The organism is Microcoleus sp. PH2017_12_PCY_D_A (genome assembly GCF_020738565.1).
Classification (GTDB): Bacteria; Cyanobacteriota; Cyanobacteriia; order Cyanobacteriales; family Microcoleaceae; genus Microcoleus.
Map to the genome: position 1 here is coordinate 1 of NZ_JAEQCI010000125.1, position 17,916 is coordinate 17,916.

Genomic DNA, 17,916 nt, shown 5'->3' on the forward strand with positions numbered 1-17,916 from the left:
GTTTGTGCATCATTACAATGCTAATTTACAACTCTAAATGCCTACTTTTCTTTGACGTGAGTTTTATTCTCTCGATCCTTTCCTTCAGGGCACTACCCAAAATTTCCCTTGCAGCTTCGGGATTTAAGCCCTCTAGTGGCAGCGAATGAATTACAGGAGATAAATTTTCTAGTAGGGAAATTTCTCTCAATTTTTCTTGGGAAATCAGCAATAAACAGCTTTGATGCTGTGCTTCGCCTATTTTTCTAAACAATACTCCATATTCTTCATATCCCTGGTTGTAACGCCCTAATATATCGCCTCCGCGCACAATTGTTTCTGTATCGTCAAGTACCAAAAGGCAGCGGTATTCGTGCAAAAGTTCAATTAGTTTTGAGATTTTTGCATCTGTGTTTTTCGGTAAATCAGTTTCCTGTAAGTCGAATAAGGATGCGAACCAATCGGAGAGAAGATTCTCTAGAGGTGGGGCATTTCGCAGACTGCGCCAAATCAAAAATTGAAAGATTTTCTCATTCTGGTGAGAAAATTTGACTGCCAAAGCAGTTTTGCCAATTCCTCCCATGCCGAATAGTGCCACCAAGCGGCTGGTATCGTGAATAATCCACTGTTGTAGGGTTTCCAGTTCTTTGGTGCGACCGTAAAACGCGGAAGTATCGGGCGCATCGCCCCAATCCTGACGCGATCGGGCGATCGCCCCTGCCGGATTTTCCACATTTGTATGAGAAATATGTTCTTGGTAGCGGGCGAGGAGTAGCTGTTGCAGTTGAGCCATCTTCACCGGGCCGCGGCCTGGAATCTGAAATTTGTGGTAAATCTCGCTGAGTCGCTTGCGGATAGCATCTTCGCTAGTGTTGAGGGAAATTGCGATCGCGGGGATTTGTTGGCCGTTGACAGCCAGAGATAAAGCCTTGAGTTCGCTTTTAGACAAGCCCCGTTCAGCGGCTAAGTGTTCGAGGAAATCTTGGGGAATCACAGTCAAATGCTCGCACTGAAACAATCTGAGACTATTTTAGCTCATGCCCGTGAGGGGTGCTGTGAAGTTAAGTTGCTGTTAAAGCGTCAACTGTTGGATCGATGACAGCTTCAAGGAGACAATACGGGGAAGGGGCAAATCTCGACCGACAGTCTGGAACCCTTGTCTGTTATGGATTAGACTTTCGGTTCGCCACTGTTTGCACACTTTTGTGTGCTAAAAATCAAAATTTTTTCCGAAATCTCTTGACAAAGCCGCCCAACTAGATGTTACAAATTATCTATGTGAGTCACTTAAGTGATTTCGAGTAAGTGTACTGAACTTGAAAGCTAAGCGAAACAAGAGGTTTGCAGCTTTTAGTATGTCTGCATGGGTGAATCTACTATCTAACGGTTGGTATTTCGATCGACTACAGTCATCTTCAAGGAGTAAATCATGGAACCCGTAACAGCGATAGCTATAGCCAGTCCGATCGTAAGTGTGATTGCTAATAAAGCTTTAGAAAAAGGCGGAGAAAAATTAGGGGAAAGCGCTTACAAGAAAATCAATCAAATGATAACTGTTGTCCGCGATAAGTTAAGTGAAATTCGCAGGGAAGGCATACTGATAGACGTAGAAGCAAAGCCAACCGAAGAGAATCAATCAGAATTGAAAACAACAATCGAGAAACAAATGACAAAGGATGCTGATTTCGATAAGAAGCTGAGAGAATTTGTGGAGCAGCTTAAGTCAGAAGGGGTAATTCCTAGGGACTCTAAAAATGGAGATCAGTACATTAACACCTTTAATGACAAAGTTGATCGTTCAACTTTTGGACCTAATTCCACAATTACAAACAACTGATGTAGGAATTATGCAAGAACAGCTTGACAACGCTCTACACAATAGTAAGGTGCGCAATGCGCACCCTACAAATAGGATTTATGCGTGAATGCTGAAAAAGAGAGACTAATCTGATTGCAGTAAAAACAGCTTGACAACATTCAACACAATAGTAAGGTGCTTGACAACATTCAACACAATAGTAAGGTGCGCATTGCGCACCCTACAAATAGAATTTATGCGTGAATGCTGAAAAAGAGAGACTAATCTGATTGCAATTTTCTGGAGAAATCAGCCATGAATAATAACAATTTTCATAATTCATTTCATAACTCAGTTTATGGCTCTGCTTTTGGTCCTAATTCACAGGTACACAATCATTATGGCGAACTGGAATTTAGTGAAATAACCCTTGAAGAATTAAAGTCGCGGTTTAAAGAAACCACGGAGATTCAACCTGACCTCTTTAGGCAATTTAGTAGAATTTTAGAACAGAGGTTGCTGCTGTTAGGTGGCATTTTGGGTGTTGTGTTGATAAACACGAGCTAGCTTTACAATTGGCTTTTGAACTTGCAAGCGATCGAGGAAGATTAACTACTAACTCTCAGATAGTTAATTTAACTGTTAAGCTGTGGAACCGCAGATATCCCCAGCAATTGATTGATATTGATGCAGCACTAAAAAACACAAAATCTCCCACGATTTTTGTTTTAAAAGATGTCGCACCTAAAAATATCACACTTATTAATTGGTCTCAAATTTGTAAAACCGCTCAACTCAACAATCATTATGTTTTAGTTAGTACCGATGTCAGCTTCTCTTGTTGGAATTTGGGTTCGGAAGCCCGAAAAGTTTTTCCTGAAATGAAGATAGAAGATATTTACACAGACCAATTTTTGCTTAAACAACTAAATGAGCAACTCAATGAAAACCTATCCAAGGAATTATTAAAGCATTCGCGCCTGAATCGGATGTCAATAGAATCAATAGCTCAACAATTGAAGACGACTAACAACATTTTTAGATTTATACAACTTTTCAGGAAAGAAGTAGAAAAAAGTTCTGAGGAAAATCAACTTATAGAAAACAATAAAAAAGCCGAGTCAGACCAAATAAAAATTCAGGAGCTGATTGAAATTTCCAAAAATGACGAACAGTTTATCAGAAAACTTTACTATAAAGTTCTTAACCCTCGCGAGCAACTGCTTGCATTAGGTTTGAGCTTCTTTAACGGTTGTTTTGAAGACCAACTTTTTGCAGCTCTTGAGCGAGTAGTTGAGGAAGTTTGGCAAAGACGAGATCCGGATTTACAGGCGATCGATTACTGCGATTTAGACCAGCTCCAAAATGATTATTTTCAGCTCGATCGAGATGATTTATATGAAACCAATCTTCGTAATTTTAAAGTTGTCAGAACTAAAGAATATAAAATTGACATTCGTTCTATTAAACTGATTTCTCTGGATAATCGTCAGATGCTGCTTCAAGTAGCGTGGGAAAGCCACCGCAGGCAAATTATCAGTGGGTTGGATGTATTGGTAAAGCTTGTTGAGGAGTCGGTACAAGAAAATTACTACGATCGAGCTAAATGGGAATTATACGGCAATTCAACACGACGCGAGAAACTGCGCCGTGCAATTAGCAAAACACTCAGCGATATTGGCTTAGTTTCAACGAGTGCGTTCAGTTCTGTAGAAGGTTGTTTGCTGCGACTAGCTATGAACGAAGATATGCAAGTACGAAATGTCGCTGCAAGTGCGATCGCTGGATGGTATAGCCGCGACGATCGACACGCTCCAAAACTATTTAGAATAGTGCAAAAATTCTATGACATAACTCTGGATAAAGAGCGGCAAGCAGAAAACAATGAAAATAATTATCCAAGAGTAACTAAAGAGAGTGATGCCCCAAACAATCGAAAGGGAGAAACAGAAAAAAAACAAAAGCCTCCGGAGAAATGGATGGGGATATCTGCCTGGATCAAAAGGAGTATTTTTGACTTCTTCAAAATTACCAAAGAAAGTGAGGAAACTGAGGAAAAAGAATATTACATCAAAAGCGAAGAGTTAGAACCACAAGATTATATTGGAGCCACTGTAGCAGTAGCAGTTGGTGACGCAATTTGGAATTCTGATGATGGTAATGACACGCTATTAGAAGAATTCGATCGATGGCTGGAAGAATTATCAGAGAGTAAACTGCGGTTAGTTCATTTATTTTTTGGCTACCATACTCTTTTTTGGGCTTTACCACTGCGTTTCAAAGAACTCCGAATACGTGAAATGCTCAAAAAAATCACACAGAGACACGGAGACTTGTTATTTGAAAAATTACCTTTCAGTTTAAACCACGCGATCGCCAGAAGCTTAGCCCATGCTTATGCTTGGCCAGAAAATCGCAATCAAGTTAAGACAATGCTGGATGAGTGGTACAAAGAAGTAGGAAATCGACCTAGTTTCATCAATAAAAGAAAGATTTCTGAGGCTGATGCGTTACTGAAGACTGTAGCGCTAACCTATGGATTAATTCAGTACGATGAAGCACAAGGTATGCTCACTCCAGAAACAGCATTTCAACGCTTAATTGCAATCATCAAACAAGAGGAGCATCCTGCTGTACGTGAAGCTGTTGTATTCGCAAGTTGCAATCTAACAGGTAGATATTTTGATAAAGTTGCATCTCATTTGCAGGATTTAGTCGCCAATCTCGACGATAAAGAATGTGACAAAATTGTTCAAACACTAACCGAAATGCACCTCGAACAGCGGGCTAGTCTGAAGCAAGGCGATCGAGAAATTAAAGTAAACGGCAGGTACTATCAAATTTGGAACAACTTAACACAACGTCCGCGAACTCCTGTAGAAATAGCAATGGATGGCTGGGCAAAAGCCGATCGCAAACCAGCAGCACAGGAGATTGCAATCCAAGCCTTAGTTTCTTTTGTTAAGGCTTTAGAAGAGCAAATATACGTTCAATAAAAAACAGGAGTCTTAGATATGCTGAAAAAAAGAAGTAGTTCTCAATGGTTGAATCCCTACATCAGTTTATTTGTACCTTGGCTCGTAACACTGAGGAAAGGAAGCGATCGCAAACTCTATCAAACCATTATTCGAGGTTTATTACCTGAAACATTAAACCAGCGAAAAATAGACACTGATGCTGTCAATTTTTTGCTGCTTCGTTGGGATCGCAGCGATTCAAAAAGCGACTTAAAAACTGTATCTGAACTATTAAATAGTGGAATTAAACTGGTAGATAGAGGTTGGTTAATAGGATTAGGTAGCGGTGCTGTACTAATCTTTGCAGGGTTTATAGCTATTAATATAAGCAATTCTGTACCTATCACCATCGATGCTCCGCAAACTCTCTCTTCTCCGGGCAATCCACTATCGCCATCACCGGATAACACTGGGATATTAGTGCTTCCCGGTGTCAATGTCAGCGATATGGACTCCCCCAACTTCAACACGGGACAACTAACAGTTAGCTTTACCGCTAATGGCACTCCTGACGATCGCCTTTCAATTCGCGATCGAGGCAAAAACCCCGGTGAAATTGGTGTTGATGGCAACAATATCACTTACGGGGGCATTGCGATCGGTAACTTCCAAGGAGGCGACGGCACTGCACCGCTGACAGTCACTTTTAACGATAAATCCACACCTGAAGCTGCCCAGGCTTTGATGCGCAGCATTCTTTATAAAAATATCTCAAATAGCCCTAATGTTGGCTCTCGCACGGTGCAGTTTCAGTTAAATGACGGTGGCGAGAACGGCACTAGCAAAGCGATCGCTCAAATCATCAATGTCATTGCTGAAAATCAAGATCCTGTCCTCACGGTTCCCAACAACAAAATCGTTAAAGAAAATGCCAATCTAATTATAAGTGGCATCAGCATCAGCGACTCAGACAGTCAAAATATTACTATGACTCTGGGTGTAACCAATGGCATACTCACCGTTAAAACCGATGTAGCTCAGGGATTGACAGCTAATGATATTATTGGCAACCAAACTAAAACAGTTACTCTGAAAGGAACTGTTAGCCAAATCAAAACCACTCTAGCTAACACTGCTGCCGTTACTTACCTAGGTAATCAAGACTTCAGCGGTAACGACTCCCTGACTGTGACTGCAAATGATGGCGGTAAAACTACCGCGGGAATCCCAAAGAAAAGCTTGGTATGGCCGCCTGATGCTCTCAAAAACAAGACGGATAAAAAGAGTTTGAACATTACTGTCACCCCACTCAATGCTCCTCCTGTTGTCACTGTTCCCGATCGCACAACAACTAAGGAAAATACCAACTTAACGATCGGTGGCATTAGCATCAGCGATCCAGATACTCAAAATCTTACGGTAACGATGAATGTTACCAACGGCATTCTAACTGTTCCAGCTAATGTAGTTCAAGGATTAACAGCTAGTAACATTAGCGGCAATAAAACTAAAACAGTTACGTTCAAAGGAACTATTGCCCAAATTAATGCTACCTTAGCTGATGCTGCTGCTGTCATATACCGAGGCAATAAAGACTTCAGCGGCAACGACTCCCTAAACATTACGGTTAACGACGGCGGCAAAAAACCTGAGAGCAAGACTATTAATATCACCGTTAACGCTCTGAATAAACCTCCTCAACTGACTGTCACCAACGTAGTAACTGTCGGACAAAATACCATTACTCAGACAGAAGCGGTAAATCTGATTAATACATATCTGCAAGCGAAGGCAAGAATTTTTGCTCCTCCCTTCGATCGCCAACTTGCGGACAGTCTTCTTACAGGTAAAGCTTATGAAGATAGGATCAGTAGTCCAGAAGGCGGTTCTGTTAATTATCTGCAACGAAACAATGCTTATTATCAATATGGATTACGACAGGCTAAATCTCTTGAAAAATTTTCCGTCGATGGCGAGTTGGTACAAATTGATGTCCACATATATGAAGAACTCACCTACTATGAATTGGGTAAGCCTCCGTCTCCACAAACAAATCAAAAGAACTACCGGGTTATATTACAACAGAAAAATGGTACTTGGAAAATAGCTGAACTCAAACCTCAAAATGCCGATGGGGAGTAATTTACGATCGGACTGAATTATGAAGTTTTTTAAGAAGTTATTACTTCAATTGCGTTTTGCTATACCTATAATCCTGATTGCGGCAGGAATTATACTCAATGGTTATGCTGCAATGCAGCTTATTAGTCGCCATTCAGCAAAACTATCTCCAACACCTTCTCCAACGATCGCCCAACCGTTAAAAACTACCCCATCTACCGCAGATTCAACTGCTGCTACCCAAGTTGTACCGCCCCAAGAGTTCGATCGATCGACAGCAAGCGAACCAAAGTTTGGGCATTTTCCTTATCCCGAAGGAGATTCTGGAAAAATGACAATTGTTGGTAGCTACGCTCAGCGAGAGTATCAAAGATTTGAGAAACTCGCTCCTGAAGCAGCATTGGCGCTGATGAAGCTCATCTATGCAGCGCGTGACGAAGGGATATGGATTGTCCCTGTATCGGGGTTTCGCAGTATTGTTGACCAAGAAAAACTATTCACAGCTCAAATTCAGAAACTTGGTTCCCCTGAAGCTGCTGCTAAATTGAGCGCACCCTCCGGTTACAGCGAACATCATACAGGTTATGCGATCGATCTAACAGATGGTAAGTTTCCCAAACAAGATATTACCTATGAGTTTGCGAATACAGATGCTTTTCGATGGTTAAACCTTCGCGCTAAAGAGTTTAGCTTTGAATTGTCATTTCCTGAAAATAATCCTCAAGGAGTTAGTTATGAACCTTGGCATTGGCGTTTTGTCGGACAACCGGAAACATTAGCCATTTTTAAGCGATCGAAGTCAGCGATAAATCGCGATCTAAATAACCAGTAAATGAGGGGGAAAGGGGAAAGGGGGAGAGGGGAAAAAGAGTTTCTTCGATCTGATATCTTGCACCATTCGTGTGGGATCTGTAGGGGTGGGTTCACCAACAATCATTGCCTAAAACAAACAATCTTGTAAACCCGCCCCCACTTGGGCGGTAAATCGCAATCTACTTCTTTCAAGATACAAGAGTAGGGTGCGTCGCTACGAACAATTCTCGCGAATTACAAAAATTCTTGAGCGACGCACTTTTGCGACATTATAAAAAGGGTGGCTAACCCAGATTTGGCATGAGAAGAAAAAAATTAAACTCATTAGTCCTCTTTCAGAGGACTTTAGCTATGAGACAGGGGTTTCAACCCCTGTCGGACTGGCGGGCTGACTTAAAACCCTAATTTTTCCAACACGGGCTTAGTTGAAACAATATGTCTCTCTAGTCCCAGTTTTTTCGGCTCCACACCCAAAGCCAAAGCCACCAATTGCGGGAGATGCAGCACCGGCAAACCCAATTTGCGATCGATTACTTTTTCGACCTCCGGCTGCCGCGAATCCAAATTTAAATGACAAAGCGGACAAGGCGTTACCATACAATCAGCACCGTTGTCAAGAGCATCTTGAATGTGTTTGCCGGCCATCTGAAAAGATTGGTTTGTGGCATAACTCGCCAGCGGCCAGCCGCAGCATTGCGTCCGTCCTCGATAATAAATTGGAGTTGCCCCGATCGCCCGAAACACATTTTCCATCGATTCCGGTTGGTGCGGGTCATCGTAAAGCAGCTTATCCTGAGATCGCAGCAGATAGCAGCCGTAAAAAGCCGCGCACTTCAAGCCCGAAAGTTTGCGGGTGACTCGCTTCTGCACTTCCTCCAAACCGTAATCTGCAACGATCGCCCACAGCAGATGTTTCACCTCGGTACTTCCTTGGTAGGGCGAACAGCCTTGTTTTTCCAGCAAACCGTTGACTTTTTCTACGTAAGGTCGATCGGTCTTTTGGGATTCCTTGAGGCGATCGTCCACATGACCGATTACGCCTTGACAAGTGCTGCAATGCGTCAGCAAAGGCAGATTCAGTTGCTCGGCCAAGGCAATATTGCGGGCATTGACAGTATCTTCGAGCAACTGCGAATCTTCCTTGAAAGTGCCAGAACCGCAGCAAGAAGCTTTTTTGAGTTCCACCAGTTCAATGCCCAAGGCTTGAGTCAGCGCTTGAGTAGACAGGTAAAGTTCGCGGGCGGCCCCTTGGGCGACGCAACCTGGAAAGTAAGCATATTTGAGATTTGGGGATGGCATAATTGTTTCTGCTGGGGAGACAAGGTAAGGGACAAGAAAGGAGGGCGATCGCGCGTTGGGATGCTTCCTGAACCTATAGAATCCATAGGTTGCAGGGGTTAGGGTTACGGCAATAGATATCAACTGGGTTCTGTGCGAGTGCGATCGATTTGAAAGTTGTTGGCAAAGCAATTTACGATCGGGCAATCAACCAAATTTATAGTTCAGTATGACAATCACAACTATTCAGACAAAACCTGGAAATTGCTTCCGTCTCTCTATCAAAGCTAACGCGATTCTGACAACTACACAGTAAACTGAGAGCAACCCCTTCTTCGCCCCAGTTCAACTATATGCCTCGCTGGTTCAATACCGCTGGCCCCTGCCGCGCTGACATCCACTATATGCTGCCTGCCATTCGTCGTGTCCCTAGCCTAGAGCGACTAATTAGTCAGGAAAATTATTTTGTCATCCACGCACCCCGACAAGTTGGTAAAACCACCGCCATGCTAGCTTTAGCAAAACAACTCACCGAGAGCGGACAGTACACGGCGGTGATGCTGTCGGTGGAAGTAGGCGCACCCTTCAGTCAAGATATTGCTGGTGCTGAAGATGCCATTCTGGGTGCTTGGCGAGATCATATCGCCTTCCGTCTTCCTGCTGAACTTCAACCTCCAGATTGGACAGCCATCCAGTCGGGACAAAAAATTAGGTCAGCCTTACAGCTTTGGGCGCAAACATCGCCTCGTCGTTTGGTGATTTTTATCGACGAAATTGACGCATTACAAGACCAAGCTTTGATTTCAATCCTACGCCAACTGCGCGATGGTTATCCCAATCGTCCTGTTGCTTTCCCTCAATCGGTTGGTTTAATCGGTTTGCGAGATGTGCGGGATTATAAAGTCGCTGCGGGTGGAAGTGACAGGCTCAATACTTCTAGTCCTTTTAATATTAAAGTTAGATCCCTAACTCTCCGCAATTTTAATGCCGAAGAAGTCGCAGAACTCTACAACCAACATACCCAAGATACCGGACAAGTTTTTACTCCAGAAGCAGTAGCTTTAGCATTTGAACTAACTCAAGGACAACCGTGGTTAGTCAATGCTTTAGCGAAAGAAATAGTAGAAGAATTAGTCACTGATGAATCCGTAGAAATTACAACAGAACATATTTTAAAAGCAAAAGAAATTATAATTCAACGTCAGGATACGCATTTAGATAGTTTGGCAGAACGACTCAGAGAAAATCGAGTTAAAGCGATTATAGAACCAATTTTAGCAGGACGAGAATTACCAGAATCTTCTAATGACGATCGCCAATATCTGGTAGACTTAGGCTTGCTCAAACGATCTCCGGCTGGAGGCTTAGTCATTGCCAATCCAATTTATCGAGAAGTGCTACCGAGAGTTCTAGCCCAAGGCCCCCAAGATAGTTTACCGATTATCAGCCCCAGTTGGCTGAACGATCGCGGAGAGTTAAACACTGATGCTTTACTCGATGCCTTTCTTGCCTTTTGGCTACAACATGGCGAACCGTTGCTCAAAAGTGCATCCTATCCCGAAATTGCCCCTCATTTAGTGTTGATGGCGTTTCTGCATCGAGTGATTAATGGTGGGGGAACCTTAGAGAGGGAATATGCGATCGGACGCGATCGCATGGATCTCTGTCTGCGTTATGGTGAGGTAACATTGGGAATTGAACTGAAGGTTTGGCGCAATCGGAAAGTCGATCCTTTGAGTAAAGGATTGGAACAATTAGATGGATATTTAGCGAGATTGGGACAAGATTCGGGTTGGTTGGTCATTTTCGATCGCAGAGATAATGCGCTGGAACTGGAAGAGCGGCTGAAAACTGAAATTCAGACTACCCCAATGGGGCGAGAGATTACAGTCATTCGAGCGTGAAGTCCCGCTTTTTTCTCTATGTTTCCGATCGCTTGAGTCTGTGATAAAATGCTGAGATTCTCATCCAGCCATATCAGTCGGTACAAACTCCAGCCTAAAAAGCGCAGTTATTTAAGACATAGACGAGTACCGAAAGCAATGTCAGATAATCTCAACCGTTCTTTTTTCACCTTAGACGATCGTACACAGGCATCAAACCCTGGAATGCTCCGCGTCAATTATCTTTATTGGCTGCGTTCATTCCCCCAGAAACCAGTGGAGCTTCTACTTCCACTCATTTTGGTAGTTGGAGTAGCTTTTTTCATCAACCGCATTTTTGCAGTGGCAGTAATTGAAATTGTCCGCGAAGGTCAAAGTTTAAAGAACTTACCATCCGCATTGTTTGGTCTTATTATATTTAATGTCTTCTTTTGGTTTGGTATCTCACGACTAATAAACCAACTGATATGGCTGGTAACTCATGTGCGCGAACACTTCTTTCATGGCTGTGTTAATCCTGGTATTATTATTGAGTCAAAGCCACCTTTAGTTGCTGTATTTACAGATCTTACTACAGGTAGAGAACCCCACTATGTAATCAAGATTTTGCCTCAACCCCTTCGATGGATGAATAATGGTATTCCTCCAGTTGGTAAAAGAGTTGCTACTGTTGCTCTGTATGAAGGAAGTAGTCAAAAAGCCTGCTGGAATGACTTTCATCCAGTAGTGGTAAACTGTGTAACAGACAATCAAGCTGATATAGAAAGAGTCTTTCAGAGTATTCCAGAATGGGAATGGCAGCAACTTGAAGTAGGGCTTAATTATATTCAGACAAAGAAACCAGGACTGTATTCAATACCTTTTGTTCGTTGTGCATTTTGCCACGATATAGTCTTTCTTCCGCTGTACGCTAGTCACAAGGAGGAACACACACAACTTCTACCAGATGGTCAAATGACAGACCATATTACTGTTCCTCCAGAACGGCGCTATCAAGGAACTCTTAATAAAGTGCCAGAAACTTACTTTCATTCACTTTGTAAAGTGTCAACAAAAATGCCAGAGGAAATTATCCGTAGCTACTTAGTCAACCCATTTCTCTATAACGAATATACATTTTGTTGTGGATGTAATAATTATATCCTTCAGCAAGAGCTTTACTGGTGCGAAACAGGACAATGTTTGATGGATTACTTTCAAGAACTGCAAGATGAGTACCTTCGCGTCCATGACAATCCTCCACCCAATCCATGATTCTGTTGGCAAAGTCATGCTACATAAATGTTTTTATGTTGTTTTGAGCTTGAGTCCTGTTCTTATTATGCGATCGCCAGCATGATTCGATCGCTAAAATTACCTACTTTATTTGTGCAGGAAGGGGATATTTTGTGCCAGCGCTGCGAGAAAACGTTCGACAAATGGTTGTAGGATTTGAAAGCAATAAGTAAAGTCCAACTGAATCTTGTTGTTATCCGCTCGGGTAATATTGAACAAGCTACTGCGTTCTATCAAAGGCTGGGTCTGTATTTGATCGAACAGCAGCATGGCAATGGTTTAGAGCATTTTGCTAGTGAGGTAGGCTGTATCACCTTTGAGATTTACCCGTGCACTGCTGGAACAGTAGCAACGACGGCAACTCGGCTGGGATTTCAAGTCTCTTCTGTAGATGCTGTTGTCTGTGAAATCAAAAAGCACGGTGCTTCAATTGTTTCACCTCCTGCGGATTCAGCTTGGGGACGACGTGCAGTCGTGGCAGACCCAGATGGACATCGAGTAGAGTTGACACAGCTCTATTGACACTCCTCGACCTTAAGGTACGAGGATTCTTGGGCTGAATCTTGCCTCCATCGACAATGCCGATCTTGGTCTTACAGTTTCATGCTAGCCTGACTATACTTTTTACAGCAAGCACTCTCATAGGCTAATCCCCAAGCTTAAATTTCCGTAGGCCCTACGGTATTTAATTTTTAGTCTGCTCTTTCCATTTGGATTTAGTTGCTACCAGTGATGGATCGATATTTAGGTGTTACGGAGTTTCACTTGTTGCCTGCGTCACCAAGGTCAGCGACCTATTAATAGGCTAACAAAAAGCCGTCCTACAAGGACAGGGTTTTAAACCCAATTTCCTGATAATCTCGATTTGCTCCAAATGACCCATCGATTTAACGGCTACCTTGACTAGATAATGGTCGCTGCCGATCGCACTGTACCAAGCTTAGACCTCTGGAGATTCTTAGAGCAGCGATCGCAAGCCCGCAAAAGTCCGCAACAGTCCTGAAGTTGCCAGCAATGCTCGCGCCCCACTCCCTACACCAAGGGTCAGTTAGAAAAGCGGCAAGCCTTTTTCGTGAAGATCCCCCTTTCGGATAAGATCAGATACGCAGCAACCAATGAGGACAGGATGTTATGAGTCAAGACGACATTTTTGCTAGAGTCAAGAAAATTGTGGCAGATCAACTCGAAGTCGATCCGAGCGAAGTCAAGCCCGAAGCCAACTTTGCTAACGATTTAGGAGCAGATTCCCTAGATACAGTAGAGCTGGTAATGGCCTTGGAAGAAGAGTTTGATATTGAAATTCCCGACGAAGCAGCCGAAGCAATTACCACGGTTCAAGCTTCTGTAGATTTCATCAGCAGCAAACTTGCAGCTCCAAAAGCATAAAATACCTGTCTTTTCCCCGAAGAGGAGAAAAGTTAAAAAACTAACAACTCCTCTTTTGTTCTGCGTTCTGGGTGTTTAATTTTTTGAAACTGAAATCATGACAAATAAAGAGCGTAAGCGCGTTGTTATCACGGGTCTCGGCGCGATTACACCGATCGGCAATACCTTGTCCGAATATTGGGACGGGTTGCTGGCCGGGAAGAATGGCATCGGCCCGATCACCTTATTCGATGCGTCGCGGCACGACTGCCGGATTGCTGGAGAGGTAAAGGGTTACGACCCTCACGACTATTTAGAGCGCAAGGAAGCAAAGCGGATGGATCGTTTTGCTCAATTTGGGGTATCAGCGAGCAAACAAGCTCTGGCTGATGCCAAGTTTGAGATTAACGACCTGAACGCAGAACAGGTGGGTGTCATTCTTGGCACCGGCATTGGTGGCCTGAAGGTTTTGGAAGACCAACAAGAGATCTATTTGACTCGCGGCCCCGATCGGTGCAGCCCGTTTATGATTCCCATGATGATTGCGAATATGGCGGCAGGCCTGACGGCGATTCAAACGGGCGCTAAGGGGCCGAACTCTTGCACGGTGACGGCCTGCGCGGCGGGTTCAAATGCCGTGGGCGATGCGTTTCGCATGGTTCAGAACGGTTACGCGCAAGCCATGATTTGCGGCGGTACGGAAGCTGCGGTAACTCCTTTGTGCGTGGCGGGTTTTGCTGCGGCGAGGGCGCTTTCGACTCGCAACGATGACCCGACTCATGCTTGCCGTCCCTTCGATCGCGATCGCGATGGTTTTGTCGTCGGCGAAGGTGCTGGCATTATGATCCTAGAAGAAATGGAACACGCTCTAGCCCGTGGCGCCAGGATTTACGCAGAAATTGTCGGCTACGGTTTAACCTGCGATGCGTACCACATGACATCCCCAGTACCGGGCGGTGAGGGTGCGTCGCGGGCGATCGCTCTAGCGCTCAAAGATGGCGGTTTAACGCCGGATATGGTGAGCTATATCAACGCTCACGGCACGAGCACGCTTCCCAACGATTCTACGGAAACGAAGGCAATTAAGAAGGTTTTGGGCGATCGCGCTTACAAAGTAGCAATTAGTTCTACCAAGTCCATGACAGGCCATCTTTTGGGCGGTTCTGGGGGAATTGAGGCTGTAGCGACGGTAATGGCGATCGCCAACGATAAAGTCCCGCCGACAATCAATCTAGAAAATCCCGATCCTGAGTGCGATTTAGATTACGTTCCCCATACAAGTCGCGATCTAAAAGTTGACGTGGCGCTGTCGAATTCCTTTGGGTTTGGCGGCCACAACGTGACACTGGCATTCAAGAAGTTTGTGCAGTAACGGACAACTTGAAAGTCGAGAGTCGAGAGTTAAAAGGTGAAAAATTAATTTTTCACCTTTCTAGGGTAGGCATCTTGCCTGCCCTAAATTTCTGAGGTATAACCGGAGCGATCGTATGAATCAACCAATTCTCCGATTTTTGACAACCAATAATTATAAAAATCTCCACTTAGAGCCATCTGTACATTTAAATAACCTTAATGTATTTATAGGCTCAAACGGTTCAGGTAAAAGCAATTTTATCAGTTGTTTAAAATTTTTAAAAGATTGCCTAATAGCTATTCCAGACGAAAATCGGGGCGTGAGTAGTTTTGAGGATGCTATTTCTAAATTTGGCGGTGATAAAATCTTAGATGTCAATGTTGAAAATCCAGCAAAAGTCAGTATTGCTTACTGTTTTTCGCAAATTAACCAAACTGGTAATCTTCAAAAAGACAGCGCAATTCTTGACTTCAAACTTTATACAGATAGACAAAAAGTAAGGGCGACCATTTCTGAAGAATATCTGTATGGCGGAGAAGATTTGCAGGAAACTTCCAGCAGGCAACCTTTCTATTACTATAAATTGCATGAAAGAAAATTAGGGCAAGGGGTTTTATCTGTTTACAATTCTCCCGGTCAAGAGTCAACTCAGTTTGAACCTTTAGATAACATTCCTACAAATTCTTTTGGTTTGCTGACAATTCCGACACTGCTTGAAAATAGTCAAGCGCCCCCAGAAAACACACCGGTTTACAAAATTAGAAGAGAATTAATTGAATTTATTTCAAAATGGCAATTTTACAATGCCAATAACATGAATTTAAATTTAATTAGAACGGTAGAGCCTAAAATAGGCGGAAGTGATATTTACCTATCTGCATCGGGAGATAATCTGTCGTTAGTTTTGGATAATTTAAACCAAAAAGATATCGATTTTGAAGATAGCATTAACGAGGCAATGAAGTCAATATTCCCAAAAACTCGTCGCCTTAGAGCTTTACGTTCTGGTCGCCTATCTCTCACTGTAGAATGGTATTTTGAAGGCGTAAAAGAAGCATTTTACCTTAATGAAATGTCGGATGGAACTGTCAGAATGCTTTGTTGGGCAACTATATTGCATTCTCCACTTCTTCCTTCTTTGATCGTCATTGATGAACCGGAATTAGGATTGCACGTATCGTGGATGCCAATTTTAGCTGAGTGGATTAAACAAGCTGCGACAAAAACTCAGATAATTATTACCACACATAGCCCCGACCTTTTAGATCACTTTACCGATCATTTAGAGAATGTTCTTTGTTTTTATTCAGAAAATAGAACCCATTTCTCAGTCAAATCTCTTTCCAAAGAAATGCTGGAACAAAAACTTGAAGAGGGATGGCAATTAGGCGACTTATATCGTGTTGGCGATCCAACTATTGGAGGATGGCCGTGGTAGTGTGGGTTTACTCTGGAGGCGGTGAAGCTGAGGTTAGAGGATTCTTTCCTTTTTTAGACAAAACTTTTCCGGGCTGTAGATTTGAACGAAAAACACCAGTGCGTCAAAAACCCGGCCCTAAAGCTAATAAAGCAGGTACTTATGGAAGAACAGGTCAAAGTTTAATCGAACAAATCAAGCAAGAATTGCCCATCGCCTTAAAAGCAGAACCAAATAAATGCGACCTGATTTTAGTTTTTGACGATTTGGATTGTCGCGATTCTCAGGAACAAAAAAAGAAAATATTAGACGAGATATCAAAAATACCAGAATGTGCTGACATCGAAAAATTTGTTGGGTTTGCGGCACCAGAAATCGAAGCTTGGATTATTGCTGATTGGAATAATTCAATAGCTAAAAATTCTGATTTTCGCGGCAGACATGAACCTATGCGTTCGTGGCTGAGTAGACAAAAAAAAGTTTCTTTTAATAATCCCGAATCATTTAGTGAATACGATGCTGAAAAAGATTGCTGTCGAGAAAAACTATCAGAAGCTTTAGTTGAGTCAAGTGTTCAAGATGAAGTCGATCGCGATAAAGCACGCTTTTCTAAAGGATATCATACTCCTTTGCTCTTGATAGAAATCGATCCAAATGAAGTCCAGAAAAAATGTCCCTTATTTCGCGAACTTTATAACTATCTCAATAATTTTTGTCGTTCTGCTTAGCTTATTCTCCCGGCAACAACTCCAAGCGATATCGGTACAAAGCCACAGGATGCCCCCCAGCAGCAAAATAATCGGGATCTTGCGGCGACAAATAAATTGCTGTCACCTGATCGGCTTCAATTTTTTTACTCGCAGAACCTCCATTTTCTCCGCTTCCAATCACTCGATAAGCCGTGGTTGTTTCAACTTCGTTTAAATAAATATCAGTCTCTCCCCGAAACACCTGCTGAGAAATTTCTGTAGATACAAACTCGCGAGTATTCGGCGTTTCGGTGCCGCGACTGGTGACAATCGAGATTAGTTGGCGAGATCCTTTGAGTATGGTAATCTGGCGGTTGGGATTGTTCGGATCGACTTTTACGGAAAGTACGCCACTGTCGCCTAAATAGGCTTTGGCGATGTTCAAACCGTTAAAAGCGCGATCGGCTACAATTTTAGGAGCTTTTTTAGATGTTAAATTAGAAATTAAGCCAATATTTTTTTCCGGTTGAAATCGAACTGCAAATAATACGGGCTGCTGCAAATACTGGCGGTTTTTTTCAAACCCGGGCGTGACAATATTTGGGGCTAAAGGCGCAGCTAAATCCACCAAGGTGCTCGCAACATTCCAATGGCCGCCCATCCAGTCTGGATACACTAAATCTCCTTTGGCTACGGCGATGGGAGGCTTGCTATCCCAATTGGGAAAACTGGAAATGCGATCGCCCAAAACTCCCGCCCTCGCAGCGCCACCCCACAGCAACACCACCAAAACCAGACAAAAAAACCAAATTACCTTCATACCAAATTACATTCAAACAGCTAACTTTCTATTTTTCTCTAATTCGTTCGTAGTGAGGACTTTAGTCCTTCTTTTTGCGGACTGAAGTCCTCACTACAAACCTTTGGGAGTGGGGAATACAAGTCTTTCTTTTTGCGGACTGAAGTCCTCACTACAAACCTTTGGGA

The 17,916-nt window shown here is 43.1% G+C and carries 16 protein-coding genes; 13 read left to right on the forward strand and 3 right to left on the reverse strand.

What is annotated here, in order from left to right:
* Positions 1–25: 25 nt before the first annotated feature.
* Positions 26–973: an NB-ARC domain-containing protein gene (locus JGK39_RS27795; RefSeq protein ID WP_293298186.1), complete on the reverse strand. Its 948-nt coding sequence runs from the start codon at positions 971–973 to the stop codon at positions 26–28.
* Positions 974–1,408: 435 nt separating this feature from the next.
* Here JGK39_RS27795 and JGK39_RS27800 point away from each other — a divergent pair, with 435 nt between their 5' ends.
* The 5 genes from JGK39_RS27800 to JGK39_RS27820 all read left to right on the forward strand — a co-directional run bounded on the left by JGK39_RS27800 (position 1,409) and on the right by JGK39_RS27820 (position 7,687).
* Complete coding sequence (locus JGK39_RS27800) at positions 1,409–1,816, forward strand: hypothetical protein (RefSeq protein ID WP_293298189.1); 408 nt, start codon at positions 1,409–1,411, stop codon at positions 1,814–1,816.
* 276 nt (positions 1,817–2,092) lie between these two features.
* Positions 2,093–2,344, forward strand: a complete 252-nt coding sequence (locus JGK39_RS27805) for a hypothetical protein (protein WP_293298192.1) — start codon at positions 2,093–2,095, stop codon at positions 2,342–2,344.
* 8 nt (positions 2,345–2,352) lie between these two features.
* Positions 2,353–4,773, forward strand: a complete 2,421-nt coding sequence (locus tag JGK39_RS27810) for a hypothetical protein (protein WP_293298194.1) — start codon at positions 2,353–2,355, stop codon at positions 4,771–4,773.
* Between the two features lie 18 nt (positions 4,774–4,791).
* Entirely contained in the window at positions 4,792–6,876 is a 2,085-nt protein-coding gene (locus tag JGK39_RS27815) for an ARC6/PARC6 family protein (RefSeq protein WP_293298197.1), read from the forward strand.
* A 19-nt stretch (positions 6,877–6,895) separates the two neighbouring features.
* Positions 6,896–7,687 (forward strand): M15 family metallopeptidase, encoded by a 792-nt coding sequence (locus JGK39_RS27820; protein ID WP_293322519.1) that lies wholly within the window; start codon positions 6,896–6,898, stop codon positions 7,685–7,687.
* Between the two features lie 374 nt (positions 7,688–8,061).
* On the opposite strand, the gene JGK39_RS27825 is transcribed toward JGK39_RS27820, so the two are convergent.
* Positions 8,062–8,967, reverse strand: coding sequence for a CoB--CoM heterodisulfide reductase iron-sulfur subunit B family protein (locus JGK39_RS27825; protein WP_293298203.1), 906 nt, complete (start codon positions 8,965–8,967; stop codon positions 8,062–8,064).
* A 332-nt stretch (positions 8,968–9,299) separates the two neighbouring features.
* Between JGK39_RS27825 and JGK39_RS27830 the strand changes: the two genes are divergently transcribed.
* The 8 genes from JGK39_RS27830 to JGK39_RS27865 all read left to right on the forward strand — a co-directional run bounded on the left by JGK39_RS27830 (position 9,300) and on the right by JGK39_RS27865 (position 16,968).
* Positions 9,300–10,850, forward strand: a complete 1,551-nt coding sequence (locus JGK39_RS27830) for an ATP-binding protein (protein WP_293252847.1) — start codon at positions 9,300–9,302, stop codon at positions 10,848–10,850.
* 138 nt (positions 10,851–10,988) lie between these two features.
* A complete protein-coding gene (locus tag JGK39_RS27835; protein ID WP_293298206.1) occupies positions 10,989–12,083 on the forward strand; it encodes a DUF3239 domain-containing protein in 1,095 nt (364 codons plus the stop codon).
* 27 nt (positions 12,084–12,110) lie between these two features.
* A complete protein-coding gene (locus JGK39_RS27840) occupies positions 12,111–12,257 on the forward strand; it encodes a hypothetical protein (protein WP_293298209.1) in 147 nt (48 codons plus the stop codon).
* Positions 12,258–12,260: 3 nt separating this feature from the next.
* Positions 12,261–12,626: a VOC family protein gene (locus tag JGK39_RS27845; protein WP_293252841.1), complete on the forward strand. Its 366-nt coding sequence runs from the start codon at positions 12,261–12,263 to the stop codon at positions 12,624–12,626.
* Positions 12,627–13,235: 609 nt separating this feature from the next.
* The gene (gene acpP / locus JGK39_RS27850; protein WP_194068168.1) at positions 13,236–13,490 is read left to right on the forward strand and encodes an acyl carrier protein; all 255 of its coding nucleotides are present in this window, start codon (positions 13,236–13,238) and stop codon (positions 13,488–13,490) included.
* 97 nt (positions 13,491–13,587) lie between these two features.
* Positions 13,588–14,841: a beta-ketoacyl-ACP synthase II gene (gene fabF / locus JGK39_RS27855; protein WP_293252838.1), complete on the forward strand. Its 1,254-nt coding sequence runs from the start codon at positions 13,588–13,590 to the stop codon at positions 14,839–14,841.
* Between the two features lie 115 nt (positions 14,842–14,956).
* Positions 14,957–16,261, forward strand: coding sequence for an AAA family ATPase (locus tag JGK39_RS27860; RefSeq protein ID WP_293252835.1), 1,305 nt, complete (start codon positions 14,957–14,959; stop codon positions 16,259–16,261).
* Complete coding sequence (locus JGK39_RS27865; RefSeq protein WP_293252832.1) at positions 16,249–16,968, forward strand: DUF4276 family protein; 720 nt, start codon at positions 16,249–16,251, stop codon at positions 16,966–16,968. Before JGK39_RS27860 ends, JGK39_RS27865 begins: the two co-directional genes overlap by 13 nt.
* Before the next feature lies 1 nt (position 16,969).
* Here JGK39_RS27865 and JGK39_RS27870 read toward each other — a convergent pair whose 3' ends face one another.
* Positions 16,970–17,749: a DUF6816 family protein gene (locus JGK39_RS27870; protein ID WP_293252829.1), complete on the reverse strand. Its 780-nt coding sequence runs from the start codon at positions 17,747–17,749 to the stop codon at positions 16,970–16,972.
* Positions 17,750–17,916: the final 167 nt, after the last annotated feature.